Annotated in this window: 8 protein-coding genes; 4 read left to right on the top strand and 4 right to left on the bottom strand. The window is 67.5% G+C overall.

Going from position 1 to position 17,815, the window contains the following annotated elements; translation table 11 throughout:
• Positions 1-46 precede the first annotated feature (46 nt).
• The 4 genes from AAG589_RS00715 to AAG589_RS00700 are packed head-to-tail and all read left to right on the top strand — an operon-like array spanning position 47 to position 9,119.
• Positions 47-3,229, top strand: a complete 3,183-nt coding sequence (locus tag AAG589_RS00715; RefSeq protein ID WP_430565333.1) for a helicase-related protein — start codon at positions 47-49, stop codon at positions 3,227-3,229.
• Positions 3,226-3,990, top strand: coding sequence for a DUF4391 domain-containing protein (locus AAG589_RS00710; protein ID WP_430565332.1), 765 nt, complete (start codon positions 3,226-3,228; stop codon positions 3,988-3,990). Before AAG589_RS00715 ends, AAG589_RS00710 begins: the two co-directional genes overlap by 4 nt.
• On the top strand, positions 3,987-5,987 hold the full coding sequence (locus AAG589_RS00705; RefSeq protein ID WP_430565331.1) for a site-specific DNA-methyltransferase: 2,001 nt from the start codon (positions 3,987-3,989) through the stop codon (positions 5,985-5,987). Before AAG589_RS00710 ends, AAG589_RS00705 begins: the two co-directional genes overlap by 4 nt.
• Positions 5,988-9,119, top strand: a complete 3,132-nt coding sequence (locus AAG589_RS00700) for a restriction endonuclease (protein WP_430565330.1) — start codon at positions 5,988-5,990, stop codon at positions 9,117-9,119.
• A 24-nt stretch (positions 9,120-9,143) separates the two neighbouring features.
• Here AAG589_RS00700 and AAG589_RS00695 read toward each other — a convergent pair whose 3' ends face one another.
• The 4 genes from AAG589_RS00695 to AAG589_RS00680 all read right to left on the bottom strand — a co-directional run bounded on the left by AAG589_RS00695 (position 9,144) and on the right by AAG589_RS00680 (position 17,722).
• Entirely contained in the window at positions 9,144-10,433 is a 1,290-nt protein-coding gene (locus AAG589_RS00695; protein WP_430565329.1) for a hypothetical protein, read from the bottom strand.
• Positions 10,430-10,969, bottom strand: a complete 540-nt coding sequence (locus tag AAG589_RS00690; RefSeq protein WP_430565328.1) for a DUF4365 domain-containing protein — start codon at positions 10,967-10,969, stop codon at positions 10,430-10,432. The genes AAG589_RS00695 and AAG589_RS00690 overlap by 4 nt, the downstream gene beginning before the upstream one ends.
• Before the next feature lie 274 nt (positions 10,970-11,243).
• Positions 11,244-14,573, bottom strand: a complete 3,330-nt coding sequence (locus tag AAG589_RS00685; RefSeq protein WP_430565327.1) for a UvrD-helicase domain-containing protein — start codon at positions 14,571-14,573, stop codon at positions 11,244-11,246.
• Complete coding sequence (locus tag AAG589_RS00680) at positions 14,570-17,722, bottom strand: PD-(D/E)XK nuclease family protein (protein ID WP_430565326.1); 3,153 nt, start codon at positions 17,720-17,722, stop codon at positions 14,570-14,572. Before AAG589_RS00680 ends, AAG589_RS00685 begins: the two co-directional genes overlap by 4 nt.
• Between the last annotated feature and the right edge of the window lie 93 nt (positions 17,723-17,815).

The raw sequence follows: 17,815 nt of genomic DNA, 5'->3' as shown, positions 1-17,815 counted from the left end.
GCAAATCACACACGGCCCAGACGCTTCAGCTCTGCGGGGGGTACTCGTGACGGAGGACGACGACGCGATCGGACGGCTCCGCGCGCACCTGACCGGTGCCGGCGAGATCGCATCGCTCTCGGAGTCCTTCTCGATCTTCGCTTTCGAGGCCTTCGAAGACCTGCTCGCCGACACCGACACACGGCTCCTTCTGTGGCGCGGTGCGCTCGAGGAGCCGCTCAACGGATTCGATGGCGAACACCTGCTCCGGTCACGACTCGACCAGCACCATGTCGCACAGCGGTGCCTCACCTGGGCCGAGCGACATCTAGAAGTGCGAGAGCTCAAGCGGAGGACGCGTGAGACGTGGGTGCAGATCGATGGCCCGACGCCGTATGCACTCACGGGTGCTGGGTTCGACGCCGAAAGCATGGGTGTCGTCGCCGCTGAGAGCGTCCATCTGCTCCAAGAGCACACGGGCGCCGAGGCGGTCACGCCCATCGCCAAGCAGATGGCGCAACTGTGGGGAGACCGTGCCGTAGGCGCGCCCGTGACCGACAAATTCCTCGACCGGCTGCGCGAGCTCGTCCGGGACAACGACCCCGAGTCGGTGTATCTGCGGATCATCACGGCCCTGTTCGAGGACTTCCTCAACGACTCAGCGGACGACACCCGCCGACGCGGCCTGACTGGCTTCTACGACACGCAGGTGTGGAAGAAGCTCTACGAGTTCCAGCGCGACGGCGTCCTGGGCGCAATCCAGAAGCTCGAGCGCCACAACGGCTGCATTATCGCCGACAGTGTCGGCCTCGGTAAGACGTTTGAGGCCCTGGCGGTCATCAAGTACTACGAGCTGCGCAACGACCGCATCCTCGTCCTCGCCCCGAAGCGGTTGCGGGAGAACTGGACGATCTACCAGAGCAACGACGTGCGCAACCCTCTGGTCGACGACCGGTTCAACTACGACGTCCTGAACCACACCGATTTGAGCCGCGACAACGGGTTCTCAGGAGACATCGACCTCGCCCACATCAACTGGGGCAATTACGACCTCGTCGTCATCGACGAGTCGCACAACTTCCGCAACAACCCTCAACTTCAACGCGACACGAAGACGCGCTACCAGAAGCTGATGGAGGACGTCTTCAAAGCAGGCGTGAAGACAAAGGTCCTGATGCTCTCGGCGACCCCGGTGAACACACGCCTGGCGGACCTGAAGAACCAGGTGCTGTTCGCCACCGAGGGCAACGACGACGCCCTGGTCGGCGAGGGAATCAAGAGCATCGAAGCCACCCTGCGGCAAGCTCAGACCCGGTTCCGCGCCTGGCAGGACACCCCCGAAGCACAGCGCTCCGCCCAGTCGCTCGTGAGCCACCTTGGCCTGGACTACATCAGGCTCCTCGACCTCGTCACGATCGCCCGGTCACGCAAGCACATCGAGAAGTACTACGGCACTTCCGACGTCGGGAAGTTCCCCGATCGCCGCCAGCCGGTGAACATCAAGTCGGCCATCGACGCTCGCGACCAACTCATGGCGCTCGCCGAGATCAACCGCAAGATCTTGGCGCTCAATCTCGCCTCTTACAAGCCCATGTCATACGTCTTGACCAACCATCGTGACCGGTACGCCCAGCTCTACGATCACAAGATCGCAGGCTCGGGCGAGCGCATCTTCCGCCAGGAGCACCGCGACAACAACGTCGTCCACCTTCTGCGGGTCAACCTGCTCAAGCGGCTCGAGTCTTCGGTGAACTCGATGGCGCTGACCGTCGGCAAGATGCTCCACACGGTCCAGGCGACGATCGACAAGCTCGACGCCTACGAGGCCGACCACTCCCGCGCCATCTCGCTCGCGGAGATCGAGGGCCGCGACTGGGACGACCTCAACTTCGACGACCCAATGTTCGAGGACGCCGTCGTCGGCTCGAACGTGAAGGTCCTCGTGCCGGACATCGACCGCCCCCGCTGGCGCCAGGAGCTCGAAGAGGACCGCGACGCACTCCGCGAGCTTCTCGTCGAGATCTCGGTCGTCACCCCTGCCCGCGACCTCAAGCTCGCAAAGCTCAAGGACTATCTGCGCGAGAAGATCGAGAGCCCCTACAACACCGGCAACCGCAAGGCCCTCATCTTCACGGCCTTCTCCGACACCGCGGAGTACCTGTACGAGCACATCGCTCTGTGGGCGCAGAAGGAGTTCGACATCCACGTCGGGCTCGTGACGGGTTCAACGGCCAAGGCCACGCTGAAGATGCCGCGAACGGACATGCTCGGCGTCCTGACAGCATTCTCGCCACTGTCGAAGTCCGGGGACCCGGCCGCCGACCAGATCGATCTCGTCATCGCCACGGATGCGATCTCCGAGGGCCAGAACCTCCAGGACTGCGACACCGTCGTCAACTACGACATCCACTGGAACCCGGTTCGGATCGTCCAGCGTTTCGGCCGCGTGGACCGCCTCGGCACCCAGAACACCAGCGTGCAGCTCGTGAACTTCTGGCCGGACCTCGACCTGGAGTCGTACATCAACCTCGAGAAGCGTGTCTCGGGCCGCATGGCGCTGCTCGACGTGTCCGCTACTGGCGAGGAGAATCTCCTCACCGAGGCCGAGCAGAAGGCGATGAACGACCTCGAGTACCGGCGCAAACAGCTGGAGCAGATGCAGACCGCCGCCCCGACGATGGAGGATCTCGCCGGCGGGCTGAGCATCACCGATCTCACCCTCTCCGACTTCCGCATGGACGCTGCCGCCCGCGACGCCAACGCTCTCGCCGAACTGGCACAGTGGCCCCAGGCCCTCCATGGAGTCGCGCGGTTCGACGCCACCCTCGACGCCGAGGGCCTCGGCCCAGGGGCCGTGTTCTTGCTCCGCGTCCGCGACGAGGAGATCTCGCTCCCGCCGGCCTATCCGCTCGCCCCCTTCTTGCTGCTCTACGTCACCGACGACGGCACTGTCGCCCACGCGGTCGACGAGCCCAAGTTCGCCCTCGACGTCCTGCGGCGACACGGCATGGACGCGCCCTCAGTCGATGCCGAAGCGGTCGCGAACTTTGCCAAGCGGACACGAGGCGGCGAGCGGATGGACCACTACCGCGGCCTGCTCGACGCCGCGATCACCGCGGCGACTGGCAAGGGCACCGAGAACCGCGTGGCATCGCTCTTCACCGCAGGCCCCTCGCTCCTCGGTCAAGGCGGCGCCTCTGCCGGGCGGGCGTCGGTCGACCTCATTGCGTGGATGGCGCTCGTCCCGTGACATCCGACCCCGCCCACTCCCTTGGGCTCCCCGAGCGCGCGCTCGTCCGCGAGCGGCTCACCAAGAAGCTCCTGCTCGACATGGCCGCCGAGACCGCCAGCGACCGAAAACTCATCACCAACGCCATCGCCAGCGCGACCGTCGAAGCGGTGCTCACCCCCGCCACCACGGGCATCGCCGAACATCGCGAACCCGGGCGGCGTGTTCAGGACGTCGCGGTGATCTCGCTCATCCTCGCAGGCCAGGTCAGTAAGAAGGACCAGGCGCGCGTCCTCGGCCTCGTGCACCGCTCGATGCCACGCCTCGTAATCGTCCTGCTCAAAGCACCCGATGGCGGAGCGACGATCTCCGCCGCACTGACCCGGGTCAGCCAGACCGACGACTCACGCTCCGTCGTCGAGGCATCCATCGCCGGAGACCTCGCCTCGCTACCCGAGGGCTCACTCAACGTCGGCCAGCTTGTCCGCACCGATCTCTGGGCGTACTACCAGGATCTCGCGAAGGCGATCGCGACCGACGGCAACGGGGCTCCCGACCTGAACGCCGCGCACGCCATCGCCGATCGGCACCGCCTGAACGGCCTCGAAGCTGATCTCGCCACAGTCGCACGTCAGGCTCAGAAGGAAAAGTCCCTTCCGAAGCGCATCGACCTGAACACACGGGCCAAGACGCTGCGCGCCGAGATCGAGGATGTCAGGGGCCTCCTCTACGCTCACCACCAGCAACAACCGCCGCTAGCAGAACCGAGAGCCGGATCATGACAGAGCCGTTCGAACCCATCAACACCGTCGCAGGGCCCGGCGAAGCAAAGGCCAACGCACAGACTCTGGCACGCATCCTGAGCGAGGTGTTCCCCGAAGCCGTCACCGAAAGCGGAATCGACTTCGAGGCTCTGAAGCAACTGGTTGGTGAGGAAGCACTCCCGTCGACGGCCGAGAAGTTCGGCCTCTCGTGGCCGGGCAAGGCGGCATCGAGGCGTCTCGCCCTGCTCCCTCCGACGGGAACGCTGTTACCGCGACCCGAGGAGTCCGTCGAGTGGGACGCGACCAAGAACATCGTCATCGAGGGTGACAACCTCGAAGTGCTCCGCCTGCTCCGCCGCGGGTATGCGGGCAAGGTCGACGTCATCTACATCGACCCGCCGTACAACACCGGCAGCGATCTCGTCTACCACGACTCTCGAGTGACGCCAAAGGACGAGTTCGAGACCCAGGTCGGCGAGCGCGATGGCGAAGGCCGGCTCGTAAAGAACACTGACGCCTCGGGTCGACGCCACGCCGCGTGGCTCGACATGATGCACCCCCGACTGTGGGCGGCGCGCGACCTGCTCAAGGACACCGGAGTCGTCATCGCAGCTATCGGCGATGACGAGCACGCACACCTCCGCATGCTTCTCGAGCAGGTATTCGGTGCCGAGAACTTTATCTCTGACGTGGTCTGGCAGGGCGGACGCAAGAACGACTCACGATACGTCTCGAACGGGGCGGACTACATGCTCATCTACGCCAAGAACGAGGCTATCCTCGCTGCGAACAGTGTCCGTTGGCGCGAGCGAAAGCCTGGCGTACAAGAAGCGCTTGAGATGGCACAGCACATCTGGGATGAGGAGAATGCGGACCATGCGAACGCGCAGAAGCGCTGGCGCAAGTGGCTCAAGGAGTTCAAGGCAAGCGGTGTTCCGACGGACGCAGTGACGAGGTACACAACGCTGGACGGCACCGGACGCCCAGTCCGCAATGACGGCAACATTTCGTGGCCCGGGGGCGGTGGCCCACGCTACGACGTCCTTCACCCTGTGACGAAGAAGCCTGTAGTAGTTCCCGCGCCTGGGTGGAGATACCCGGACCCGGCGACAATGCAGCGAGAAATCCTGGCAGGCAACGTCGCGTTCGGAGTGGATCACACGACGCAGCCCGGAATGGTGAATCGACTCGAAGAGCTAGATCGCCAGGTTGCAGTCTCCGTATTCGAGCGCGACCGCAATGTCGCGACAGTCGCTCTCAACACACTTTTCGACGGAAATGCCCCCTTCACAGCCCCGAAGGATGTCAACGTCTTGGCGCGATGGATCGACCTTGTAAGCTCCGGCAACCGAGATGCGGTGGTGCTGGACTTCTTTGCCGGCTCGGGTTCAACCGGACATGCGGTCATGGACCTGAACGTGGCCGACGGCGGCGATCGCCAGTACGTGCTTGTCCAACTTGACGAGTCTGTCGATCACCCGGAGTACACCACCATCGCCGACATCACCCGGGAGCGTCTCCGCCGTGCGGGCAAGGCCATCGCGGATACGCAGGGGCTGAACGCGGGTGACCTCGATCTGGGCTTTCGCGCCTACCGCCTTGCTGAGTCCAACACTCGCAAGTGGGACGGCACGACCGGCGAGCAGTCTCTTGAGGATGCCGTTGCGTCCGCCGTCGACAACCTTCTGCCCGGTCGCACCACCGACGATCTTCTGGTCGAGATGATGCTGCGCCTTGGCCTGGAGTTGACTACGCCCGTCGAGCAGCAGGATGTCGCTGGATCTCCGCTGTACAACCTGGGCGCCGGCACGATGTTCGCCTACTTCGGGACCGACATCACCGTCGAAGAGTCGAAGCAGATCGCTCAAGCGATCCGCACCTGGCGCGACGAGGAGGGCCCGGTCACCGAGGCCGCCGTCGTTGTCCGCGACACCGGCTTCGCCGACTCCGCCGCCAAGCTCAACCTCGCGGCCGCGCTCAACCAGGCTGGCATCACCAATCTCCGGAGCATCTGAGTGGCAACTACAGCATCGTCGAGCTCCTGGAAGTTCGAGTCCGACCTCGAGTACCAGCGCCAGGCCATCGACGCCGTCACCGGCCTGTTCAAAGGCCAGGAGTCGATGGTCTCGAACTTCACCGTGCTCGCGAACGCCGGTGTCCAGGCCCGTTTCGATGAGCTGACCGACCTCGGTGTCGGCAACCGGCTCCGCCTCGACGACGAGTCCATCCTCGGCAACCTTCACAAGGTCCAGGACGCGACCGGCCTTGTGCCCGAAGACTCCCTGGAGTCGTTGAACTTCACCGTCGAGATGGAGACCGGGACCGGCAAGACGTACGTCTACCTGCGGACCATTTACGAACTCAATGAGAAATACGGGTTCACCAAGTTCGTCATCGTCGTGCCGTCGGTCGCGATCAAGGAGGGCGTTGAGACCTCGATCTCCCAGCTGCGCGAACACCTCGGCTCGCTGCACGGCAACCCGGCGATGGAGCATTTCCAGTACGACTCGGGGAACCTGTCGCGCATCAGGTCCTTCGCCGTCGCGGACTCGATTCAGATCATGATCGTGACGGTGGCGGCGATCAACAAGACGACGAACAACATCTACAAGAACGCCGAAGCCCTTGGCGGGGAGGCCGCCATCGACCTCATCAGGGCGACGCGGCCGATCATCATCGTCGACGAACCGCAGTCGGTCTACGGGGACGCCGGCTTTGGCAAGCGCAAGGGTGCCGGCCGCAAGGCGCTGGAGGAGTTCAACGCGCTGGCCACAGTCCGGTACTCGGCCACGCACCCCAAGGGTGACAAGGCGAACCTCGTGTACCGGCTCAACGCCATCGCCGCGTACGACCAGCAGCTCGTCAAGCAGATCGAGGTCGACTCCCTGGAGACAGAGGCGTCCGGGACCTCGGCCTACGTCAAGCTGATCTCGACGTCTCGCACGGGCGGCAATTTCCGCGCCAAGATCGAGGTCGATCCCCCCTCGGGTGCCAAGCGCAGGACGATCACCGTCGAGGTCGGCGACAACCTCGCTGACGAGGCAGGCCTGGAGCGCTACCGGCACCTCGACGTCGAGAACATCAGGGCTGGCGACGACCAGTGGATCGAACTATCCACGCTTGCCAAGCCCCTACGGGCCGGCGAGACGCTCGGCGACGACCTGACGGCTGAGGAGCGGGCCCGGCAGATGATCGCCCGGACCATCCGCCAGCACCTGGCTAAGGAGGTCGAGTTCGCCGAGCGCGCCAAGGCCGGTGCTCCCAAGATCAAGGTGCTCAGCCTGTTCTTCGTCGACTCCGTCTCCAAGTACCGCGTCTACGAGGAGGGCCAGGCTCAACTCGGCGAGTATGCGCGGATCTTCGAGGAGGAGTACGCGAAGATCACGGCCGAGTCGAAGTACCAAATCCTCCGCACCGTGAGGTCTCCTCAGGAGGTTGCCGCCGAGGCACACCAGGGCTACTTCTCCATCGACAGGAGCAAAAAGGGCGGGGATGTCTTAGTCGACACCGCGGAGACGACCGACAAGGGCCGCCAGCAAGCCTCCCTGGCCTACGAACAGATCATGAAGAACAAGGAGTGGCTCACCACTCCGGGCACTCCCATCCGCTTCGTCTTCAGCCACTCCGCGCTCCAGGAGGGCTGGGACAACCCGAACGTCTTCCAGATCTGTGTGCTGCGGAACATGGGCACCGAGCGGTGGCGTCGCCAGTCGATCGGGCGTGGCCTGCGCCTGGCGATGGAACTTCACCCTGACGGGCACCTCGAACGCGTCCACGGCCAGATGATCAACCGGCTCACGGTCATCGCGAACGAGGACTACGCGACGTTCGCCGACGGCCTGCAGAAGGAGCTCGCCGAAGACCTCGGTATGGTGTTCGGGCTCATCGCAGTCGACGCCCTTGCTGCACTCAAGTTCAAGGAGAGCGACGCTGAAGGTGCTGCGGTGGTACCCCTCGGCGCGGAGACCGCGAAGGATCTCGTAAAAACGCTGCGCGACGCCGGCCATGTCGACGCCAAGGGCAATGTCCAAGACTCCCTGCGCGAGATGGTCCGCAGCGAGCCCGACAAACTCGTCGAGACCATCGCGTCTGCTGTTCCCGAGGCTGCGGTGAAGATGGTCTTCGACGCCATCCGCCGCGTCGCCAGACCGATCGACATCAAGAAGGCTCGCGAACGCCGCGACGTCCCACTCGTCAAGGAACGGCTCGAAAGCCCCGAGTTCCGCGCCTTGTGGGACCGGATCAAGCACCGCACGGTCTACTCGGTCGAGGTCGACGAGGGCGATCTGCGCGCCGCCCTGGTGCAGGCAGTCGTGGATATGCCTCCGGTCCCGCGCCGCAAGGCATCCTGGGTGAGCACCAAGGTCAAACTCGACCAGATGGGTGTCGCCGAGGGCTCCGCTCAACAGTCCCGCGCCAAGGTCGAGTACGCCGATGCGAACGACCTGCCGGACATCCTGTCGGTGCTCGCGGACCGGACGCAGCTCACGCGTGCCACGCTGGCGCACGTCCTCACCGAGTCGGGGAAGCTCGACCAGTTCCGGCACAACCCCCAGAAGTTCATCGACGAGGTAGGCGCCGCGCTCACTACCGCGAAGGAGAAGGTCCTCGTTGATGGCGTGAAGTACGAGCCGATCCTCGCCGACCGCCCCGACGACGAGCGGTGGTACTCCCAGGAGATCTTCACTGACGACGACCTCGCCGGGTACGTCGGCGACGGCGGGAACATCATCGTCGACGAGCATGGGGAGCCGAGAAAGTTCGCCAAGTCGGTCTTCGAGTCGCTCGTGACGGATTCAGACGTCGAGCGCGCCTTTGCCAAGCAACTCGAGGACCAGACCGAGGTCAAGCTCTTCGTCAAGCTCCCGTCGCGGTTCCAGATCCCCACTCCGCTCGGCAGCTACAACCCCGACTGGGCGGCCGTCATCGACCGAGAGGGCGAAGAGAGCCTCTACTTCGTCGTCGAGACCAAGGGAACGACAGACAAGAGCAAGCTGCGTGCGAGCGAGCGGCAAAAGATCGACTCCGCAACCAAACACTTCGAGGCAGTCAGAGTTGCCAACTCCTACGCCGACCTCGTTTACCCGACACACCCCGTCGTCTCTGTCGCGGACCTCGGTGCCTACATAGATGGGACTGTGGTCTGAGCGCAAGCAATCTCGAGAAGCCCACTACCACAAGCCATCGGGGCGACGGCCCTCGCCGCCAGTTTCGTAATCCGGCCCGTTGAGGCGAGCCGGATCGGTCTCGCTCGACGCGGATACGGCTGTAATCCTCGCCTGGTATAGGTGCGAAAGATTGCCTTCGCGCTCGAGATTTCCAGCAACTCGGATAATCGAGCCACGATCATGTGCGCCTAGGGCACGATGGTAATCCTCGGGATCCAGGTGAACCCTTAGTTTCCTTGCCGGCGCACCGCTGACCGTCGTGACTCCGACGACGCCCGGCCCGTCAACGTCCTCACGACTCAGGAGGTGAACCACCCCCTCCAGCGACACTTCACGCTGCGGCTGCGGCGCCACGAGTTCATGCGCTGCGCGCTCCAGCACAGGCACCTGACTTGCGGAGAAGTTAAATTCCGTAGCGCTTGGCAGAGATTCAGCCAATCCTGAATCCCATGACACGTTGACGTTCGCCATCTCAGCGTTTTCAGCGAGCTTCTTGACAGCCGACACTGCTTCGTATGAAATCCCAAGCTCGGGGTCCCTGAAGGCAGACAAGCTCGCCGTCGAGCGAAAGTGATCCAATGCTTCCACCGTGTTAGACAATCCGGTAACGACAGCCTTCGAGACCGCACGACTACTCAATGCGTCAACTCCCGAAAAATGCACACCCTCCAAAGCTTCTCTGCTACCCTTCAGCGGAATCTCCGTGCTCGTTGGGACGTAGGCTCGCACCACGTAACTTCCAACTGCAGTCTGCCCCATCATGACCTCGCCAAGATACCGATTGGCGAATTGTCCATGTTTATTTCCGAAGTATGCGAGACGTTCACGTGCAGACTTTGCGCCGGCGACCAGTACACCTCGCGCTGCGGATATCAAAGACTCGCCTTCATCCCATTGGATCCAACCCTTCGGCGCCTGAGTCTCCTTGGAAAAGGAGAACTGGTCCGTGGGTGACGCGGTAAGACGGCTGAGCCACGTGTTGCCGCCGGAAGGACCAGGGATGCGACCGAGGACGTTGACAGCATCGCCAAGGAGTTCGGCGTAGTCAGGAGCGCTCGGGTCAAGGGGCACGACAACTGTCCGACGAATGGACGGTGTCCCGTGCGCCTCGGAACCCATTCCCTGGCCGACGATGACCGGCGAAGTCCGCCTTGCGAGGTCCCCAGCCTCTGGCGGCGCGTACCGGACGTACAGCCCTTCACGCCCACCTGTACGGATCCACTGGGCTTCTTCAAGCAGCCGCACGAGACGAGCGGAACTCACACTCCCCGCGTCCTGCGGCTCGGAGGTCATGGCGTGCCTCCAACTTCGATGCGGTCGAGGATCCCTGTGAGGGCTCTAGCGTCAAAGATGTTGCCAAGAGGCACCGACACGACCGGCCGCAGGGGTCGCTCGAGAGCTGCCCGTCCCTCCAGGTATGCCCAGTAGCACGCCTGCCGAGTCAGCATCGCCCGGTGGTGCACGAAGCTCCACCGATTCTGGTCCGGATGGACCAGCATCACGACCAGGATGTGCTTCACGGTCGAGCGTTGCATCGCCAGAGAGTCGAACGAGGCACGAGAGTCGAACCTGTAGTTGAAGTGCGTCGCGCCCGGCTGCACGCTGATCGTCGTGGTCGACTTGAGCTGGAGCCGAACCGACACTTCCTCCTGATCTACCGAAGGCTGCCGCACTAGTTCGAGGTCGTACTTGTGCATGTCCCGGTCGGTGTGCTGGACCGTCACACCCGCCGTCGCTGCCACGGACGTAACGTACCCCTCCTGCAACTGCTCCATCGCGTCAGTGAACGTCCTGGGTACGACTTTGACCAGCTCGGACTGCGGCAACACCCAGTCTCCTTCGTGTGCTGTGCGCGAGTCGATCAACTGCCACGTCGTGGCACCGCCACCCGGGTCGTTCAAGGTCGTCGCGCTCCTCGGCATGCTACTGGTGACGCCCGTTGTCACGCAGACAGCGGCTCGGAGTTGCCGGGTGATTCCCCGATCGAGGGCACGGCTGCCAAGGCTGTCGCTTGATCTCTTCTTGGTCGCACCCCGACCTCCCGTCTTGTCGGTGCGCCGGCTCCGGTTCTGACGTCGGCGCGAACCGGTCACTTGAGGACGGCTATCTGCCGTGCGGCACGCTTACCAGCACCGCCTGCCGCGGGTGCAGGAACAATAGTTCCGCTCGCACGTCGGCGCCGGTCGCGTCGCCCAGGCACCGGGCGTACGCCCGCAGCTGCGGGCCGTAGTACTCCACCCGGCTGGGGTACGCGCCCACAGGCACGGCGTCGGTCTTATAGTCCACGACGGCCAAGGTGCCGTCGTCGTCGTGGAAGACGAGGTCCACGTACCCCTCCAGCACGACGCCGTCATCATCGACCGTCCCGACGTACGTCTCCCTCCAGTGCTCACGCTGCGCCGCGCGCTGCACCAGATCGCAGGCCAGCGCGGACCGCACCAGCGCGGCGACCAGGTCCTCGGTGCCCAACACGCCCTCGACTACGCACTGCGCTGCCACGGCCTCCTCGACGCCGTCGCCGGTGGCAAGGTCCACCGCCTGCAACACGGCGTGCACGGCCCGGCCGATCGCCGACCCGTACCGGCCCTTCGACCATGGCGGCAGTTCCAGGTCGCGGCCGCCCTTCGCCTGCCCCTCGGCCACGTCGTCGGGCTCGGCGAGCACCAGCGCCGGCTCCGTACCCTCCAGACCGGACGCGCTCACCGCGGCGTCCCGCTCGCTGCTCGCCTGCGCTTCGGTCACGCCCGCCAGCCACTCCTCGTACGGCGGCAGGGGCCCGACGCCGCCGTCCTCTCGCGCACCGCAAGCGCCCCCGCCGCCGGAGGCACCGCCGTCCGACGCCGACGCGAACCGCTCCTCCCCCAGCGATCCGGCACCGCCTTCGTCGGCGAGCAACTTCGCGGCCGACCGCGTCTTCCCGTCGGCCCGATGCAGCGACACCACCAGGTGGTCGCGCGTCCGCGTCGCCGCGACATACAGCAGGCGCCGCTTCTCCAGCTCGTCCATCTGCTCGTCGACAGGCTGGACCACGTCGAAGTCGTCCGTCTCCACGCCCGCGCGGAACCGCACCGCGAACCCGCCGCCGTCGGGCCACAGCAGCTTCAACCCGCGCCGCCCGCCGGACCGCGACGTCATCCCGGACAGCACCACCATCGGGAACTCCAGGCCCTTGGCGGCGTGCACGGTCATGACGCGCACGGCGTCGACGTCGGTTTCCGGGAGCACGGACTCGGCCACCCGTGTGGTCTCCGTGCCCTGGTGCGCCGCCCATGCGAGGTACGCGCGCAGCCCGCCGTGCGACACCTCGCCCCAAGCCCGCGCCTGGTCGACGACGAACCGCAGCCGCCGCCACACGTCTCGGGACCGAGGATCGGGCGCCGCGACCTCCAGCATCCGCCGCCCGTCGACGATCGCGCCCAGCACCTCCGACGGCGTCGCCCACCGCGACCGGAAGTACAGGTCGCGCAGCCATGCCAGCGCGTTGGCCACCGGCCCGTCCGAGACGCCGGGCGCCGTCGTGCCCTTCAGCGTCGAGAACACCGTGAACCGCCCGCCGGCGTGCTTCCACCGCCACAGGTCGTCGTCGCCGCACCCGAACAGCGGCGAGCGCAGCGCCGTGACCAGCGACAGCTCGTCGCTCGTGTCCGCGACGGCGCGGGCGCACGCGAGCAGGTCGCGCACCTCCGCCGCCTCGTAGACCAGCGAGCTCGCCTCCGCCCGGTACGGCACGCCCGCGTGGTCGAGCGCATCCTCGAGCTGCGGCAGCGACGTGCGCGCCGGCACCAGGATGGCGATATCGCCCGGCTTCACCGGCCGCCAGCCGTTGCCGTGCGCGCCAGTGGACCGGTCCTGCACCTGCCAGCCCTCGTCGATCGCCCGGCGCACGACGCCCGCGACGTCCGCCGCCTCACGCTCGCGCAGCACGGTCGCGGACGGTTTGTCGGCGTGCGCCTCCACGCCGAGGACGACGACGCCGCTGGGTCTCGACATGCTTGGTTTCGACAAGCTCAACCGGCGGTGGTGCGCCAGCGGCTCGTACTCCGGCTGCCGGTCAGCATCCGGGACGATGACATGCCCGAACACCTCGTTGACCCAGTCGAGCACCGCCGGCACGGTGCGGAAGTTGGTGGTGAGGCTGACCCGCTCCCCCAACCTCTCCTGTGCCGACAGGTAGGTGGCGATGTTCGCGCGCCGGAACCGGTAGATGGACTGCTTCGCGTCGCCGACGACGAACAGCCGGCCCGGCGGGACGACGACGTCCTGCCAGCGCTCCGCCGACGCGTCACGGCCCCCGGCGATGCGCGTGGCGAGCTCGATCTGGATGGGGTCGGTGTCCTGGAACTCGTCCAGCAGCAGGTGCGTGTACGTGTCGTGCAACGCCGCCCGCACCTCGGGGTCGCGGCGCAGCAGGCGACGCGCGAGCACCAGCAGGTCGTGAAACTCCAGCCGCCCCTCCCGGCGGCGGTCCTCCGCCGCGGCGAGTACCTGCTCGGCCGTCCAGCGGGTGAGGATGCGCAGCGTCCGGTCGACGACGCGCTTCGCCTCCACGGCGGCAACGCCGGCGACCTCCCTCCCGGCCTCACGCACCTCGTCGACCGGGATCGCCCAGTTCCCCTTGGCGCCGAGCCCGAACTTCAGCTCCTTGATCTTCTGCAGCGCCGCGAGCCGGCCGCCGTCGTCCACCGCGGCGTCGAGCGCACCCAGCAACGCCTCCAGCTGGCCCAGCTTCGCGAGCAGCTTGTCGTCAGGCTTCGTGCAGTGCTCCCGCAGCGCGAGCAGCGCCCGCGCCCGACGCGTGACGTCGTCCACCACCGGACGCACCACCGCTTCCGGCTCCCCCACCAGCACGCGCTCGTCGATGAGGTCCCAGTCGGAGCCGAGCGCCTTCGCCAGCGCCCGCACGTCGTCGAGCTTGACCCCGCCCGCGAGCGCCAGCAGCAGCGCCGGAGCGATCTCGTCGTCGTCCAGCAGCGCGATCCGCAGCGCCGACCACTGCTCCTCGAACGCCACCGACGACCCGACCTCGTCCATCCCCTCCAGCAGCGGCGGCAGCCCGGCCGCGATCGCGTGCTCGGTGAGGATGCGCTGCGCGAACGAGTGCAGCGTGCCGATGGCGGCGGCGTCCAGGTCGTCGAGGGCGTCGTCGGCGCGACGGCGGAGCTCGGAGTCGTCGGACTCGTCCGCATCGCGGCGCGCCTTCTCGAGCTCTACCCGCAGCCGGTCACGCAGCTCGGCGCCCGCCTTCTCGGTGAAGGTGACGGCCGCGACGTTCCGCAGCCGCACACCGTCGCGCAGCACGAGGGTGCGCACCCGCTGCACCAGCGCCGTCGTCTTGCCGGAGCCCGCACCGGCGTTGACGAACAGCGTGCGGTCGGTGGCGTCGGCGATGAGGTCGCGGGCGCCCTGGTCGACGACGGCAGGTGCGGTGGTCATGTGTCGCCTCCGTCCGGCGTGCCGTCCGGCGTGCCGGGCGCGGGCAGCGCGTCGGGTTCGAGGAGACCCACGAGCTCCGCCAGCTCCGGCGCGAGGCGCTTGCCCTCCCACCGGCCGCGGGCCTCGCCATGGCCGATGCTGTCGGGGTTGCAGTAGGGGCACTGGGTGTACGCGAAGTCGGGTGCGGCCGGCGGGCGGAGCGGGAACAGGCCGGCCGCGATGGACCGGGTCAGCACGCCGATCGTGGTGGCGAACCGGTCCTCGAGCTCGGGCGTGAGCGGCACCTCGATACGTCCCGGGTCCTTGCGCACGAACCAGTACGACGCCGCCACGCCCGCCGTCCCGTCGCCGAACGCGTCGCGCGCCGCCATCCCGTACACCGGCAGCTGCAGCTTGCTGCCGCCCACGAGCTCGTCGCCCGGCCTGATGTCCTTGAATTTCGTGCGAGAGCCGGTCTTGATATCCGTGACGTAGACGATGCCGCCCGCGCCGACGTCGACCTTGTCGATGCTGCCCCGAAGCCGGACGCGGCCTCGAGCACCGTCGTCCGGCCCGGTCACTGCGACCTCCACCGCGGGCGCCGAGTCACCGTCGTCGAACCCGAACCGCTGCTCGCTGGCCACCGGGCGGGCGCCGAGGTCGGCGCGCCAGGCGTCGTCGGCGTCCAGCAGAGCGAGGACGTCGGCCTCGATGCGGGTGCGCTCGTCGTCCCACATCCGCGGGTGGCCGGACAGGCCGCGACGCTCGACGTCGTCGCACAGGTCGCGCGTGATCTCGGCGAGGCGTCGGCGGGCCGGCTCGGGCCATGGCGCGCCGGGGCCGGGCAGGTCGCCGGCGTCTCGGCACTCGGCGACGAGGCGCTCGTACGCGCCGTGCACGATGTTCCCGACGTCGAGCGAGCGGACGGTGACGATCTCTTCCGGCTGCTCGATCGGGCGGACGCTCAGCAGCCGCTCGACAAAGAATGCGTGCGGGCAGGTGGCGTACTTCTCGAGGGTGGTGGGCGAGATCGTCTGCTCCTGGGCCGTGTAGTCCGGCAGGCCGGAGACCCCCGTGAGGTTGCCGTCGAACCGGGTGAGGGCGGGCGACCGGCGCGCGGCCAGGAGCTCGCGCGCCGCGGTAGCGACGTCGTCGTCGAGACCGCCAGCAAGTGCGGCGCGGACCCGCCACTCGCCGCCGGTGGCGAGGCGTGGCGTCGCGCGGAGCCCGCCGGCGAACGACGGCGCGGTCGCCATGGCGCCGCCGTAGTCGGCGTCCTCCCAGCCGGTCGCGGGCAGCGTGGGGTCGTCGGCGAGGGCGCGCAGTGAGGCGAGCAGCCACCGGCTGGGCAGCCGCTGGCTGGACGACCGCAGGTCGCCGCGCGGGAACGACGCAACGGCGTCCGGGGCGGACGCGAACGCTGCGAGGAGGTGCCGGAACTGCGTGTTGAGTCGGTCGCGCGGGGCGCGCAGCGGTTCGACGGCGGTGCGCACAACCTCCGGGAGCAGCGCGTCGGTGCGGGGGCGACCCGGATACAGATCCTCGCTGAGGCCGACCACGACGACGGTGTCCAGGTCCAGCCCGACGGCGGACGACGGTGGCGCGACGAGCACGCCGTCACCGGCCTCGCCGACGCGGGGGCGCGTGTTCTCCAGCTCGGCGCGCAACACGTCGGCGAGGGCCTCGAGCGACGCGTCGGCGCCGACGTCGTCGAGCACGACGAGTCCGCGCAGCACGCTGGTCACCGCCGTGGCGGCGTACTGCTCCTCGGGCGGGAGCTTCTGGAGTGCTGGCCCGTCGCCGATGAGGGTGGTGACCAGGTTGAGCGCCCACACCGACAGCTCGCGCCACGACGCGATCTCAGCGCCGCGGGCGAGCTCGTCGCGCAGGCGGGTAGTGAACGCGAGCAGCTCGGCGCCGGTCTCGGCGCGTCGGCGCGCTCGCTCGACTGCGCCGGGCCGGGCGTCGTCCTCGTCGGCCGCGGCGATTCGCTCCGCGGCGGCGACGAAGTCCGCGAGCCGCCCGCCCCAGTCCGGCCCGCCGACGATCCCCGCCTCACGCGACAGCCGCTCCCACCGCGAGACCGGGATGCGCGCGCCGGCAAAGTCACGGACCGGCGCGCCCGCCAGGGCGCGGAAGAGGTCCGCGCGGGGGACATCCGCCGGGCCGAGCGCGAGCAGGTCCAGCACAGTGCGGGCCAGCGCCCGATCAACGACCGGACGCGAGCCCGGGCCGTTGACACGGATGCCCGCCTCGGCCAGGTGCTCGTGGAGCAGTCGGGCGTACGGGTCGCGGGCGGTGTAGAGGACGGCGATGCGGTCGGCGCGTGCGTTGTTGCGCCGGAGGGCCGCGACGACCTCGCGCACCGCGCCGCGAACCTCATCGTCCGAGTCCGAGGCGTTGGCGATGCGGGTGGCGGTAGGGACGTGTGGCGCGTCTTCGGTGTCGGCCGCGAGCTGAGCCACCGCGAGGCGGGTGAGGTGGGCGTCGCCGCGCTTCGTGCCCGTCTCCCCCGCGATGACGACGACGTCGGTGGCGGCCGCGAGCGCGTCGACGAACCGGCGCTCCGGCAGCGTCAGGTCCTGCGGCAGATACAGAACGACGGGCTCGGTGATCGCACCGACGCCGGCGGTGGCGGCGTCGAGGAGGTCGCGGGCGTCGTACCAGTCCGAAGCGAGCAAGGCGGTGACGTCGCGGTGCAGCCGCACGAGGTCGCGGGTGGTTGCGGGGCCGTCGGCCTCGAGGGCATCGAGGTCCGCGGGGTCGACGTCGCGCAGTTCGCGATGCGCGGCGGTGAGCGCCTCGACCGTGGCGGTGTGGTCGGCGACCTCGTGGAACAGGCCGGGGTCACGGGTGAGTGCTGCTCGCCATGCTGCCGCGACCACTGGCCCGGTGGCTGGGCGTCGTGGCGCCAGCGACGGGGCGGCGAGTCGCTCGGCCAGCCGCGTGAGGGTCGTGACCTCGAGGCCGGCAATGCCGGGCCTGGATGGTGCGCCGGGACGGGCGATGCCGTAGCGGGCCAGGTGGCGGCGAGCGACCGTCCCTGCCAGATGCGTCGGCGCCACCACCACGACCTGCGTCATCGGGTCGTGGTGCTTGAGCTCCGAGACCACCGTTCTCAGCGCGTCGAGCGCCGGCGCACCGTGCGGCGTGCGGACTGTGCGGAGCACGCGACCTCCCTCGCGTCGATCTCCAGGTCATGCAAGCACGGGGGTGTGCTGATTGCTCGGGGAATGGTTCAGGACACCGGTCGTCGAGAGCTC

Origin of the sequence: Isoptericola sp. F-RaC21, from assembly GCF_038593535.1 — a bacterium.
Classification (GTDB): Bacteria; Actinomycetota; Actinomycetes; order Actinomycetales; family Cellulomonadaceae; genus Isoptericola.
Note: the sequence above shows the minus strand (reverse complement) of the source record. Positions and strands in the feature narration are given on the sequence as shown.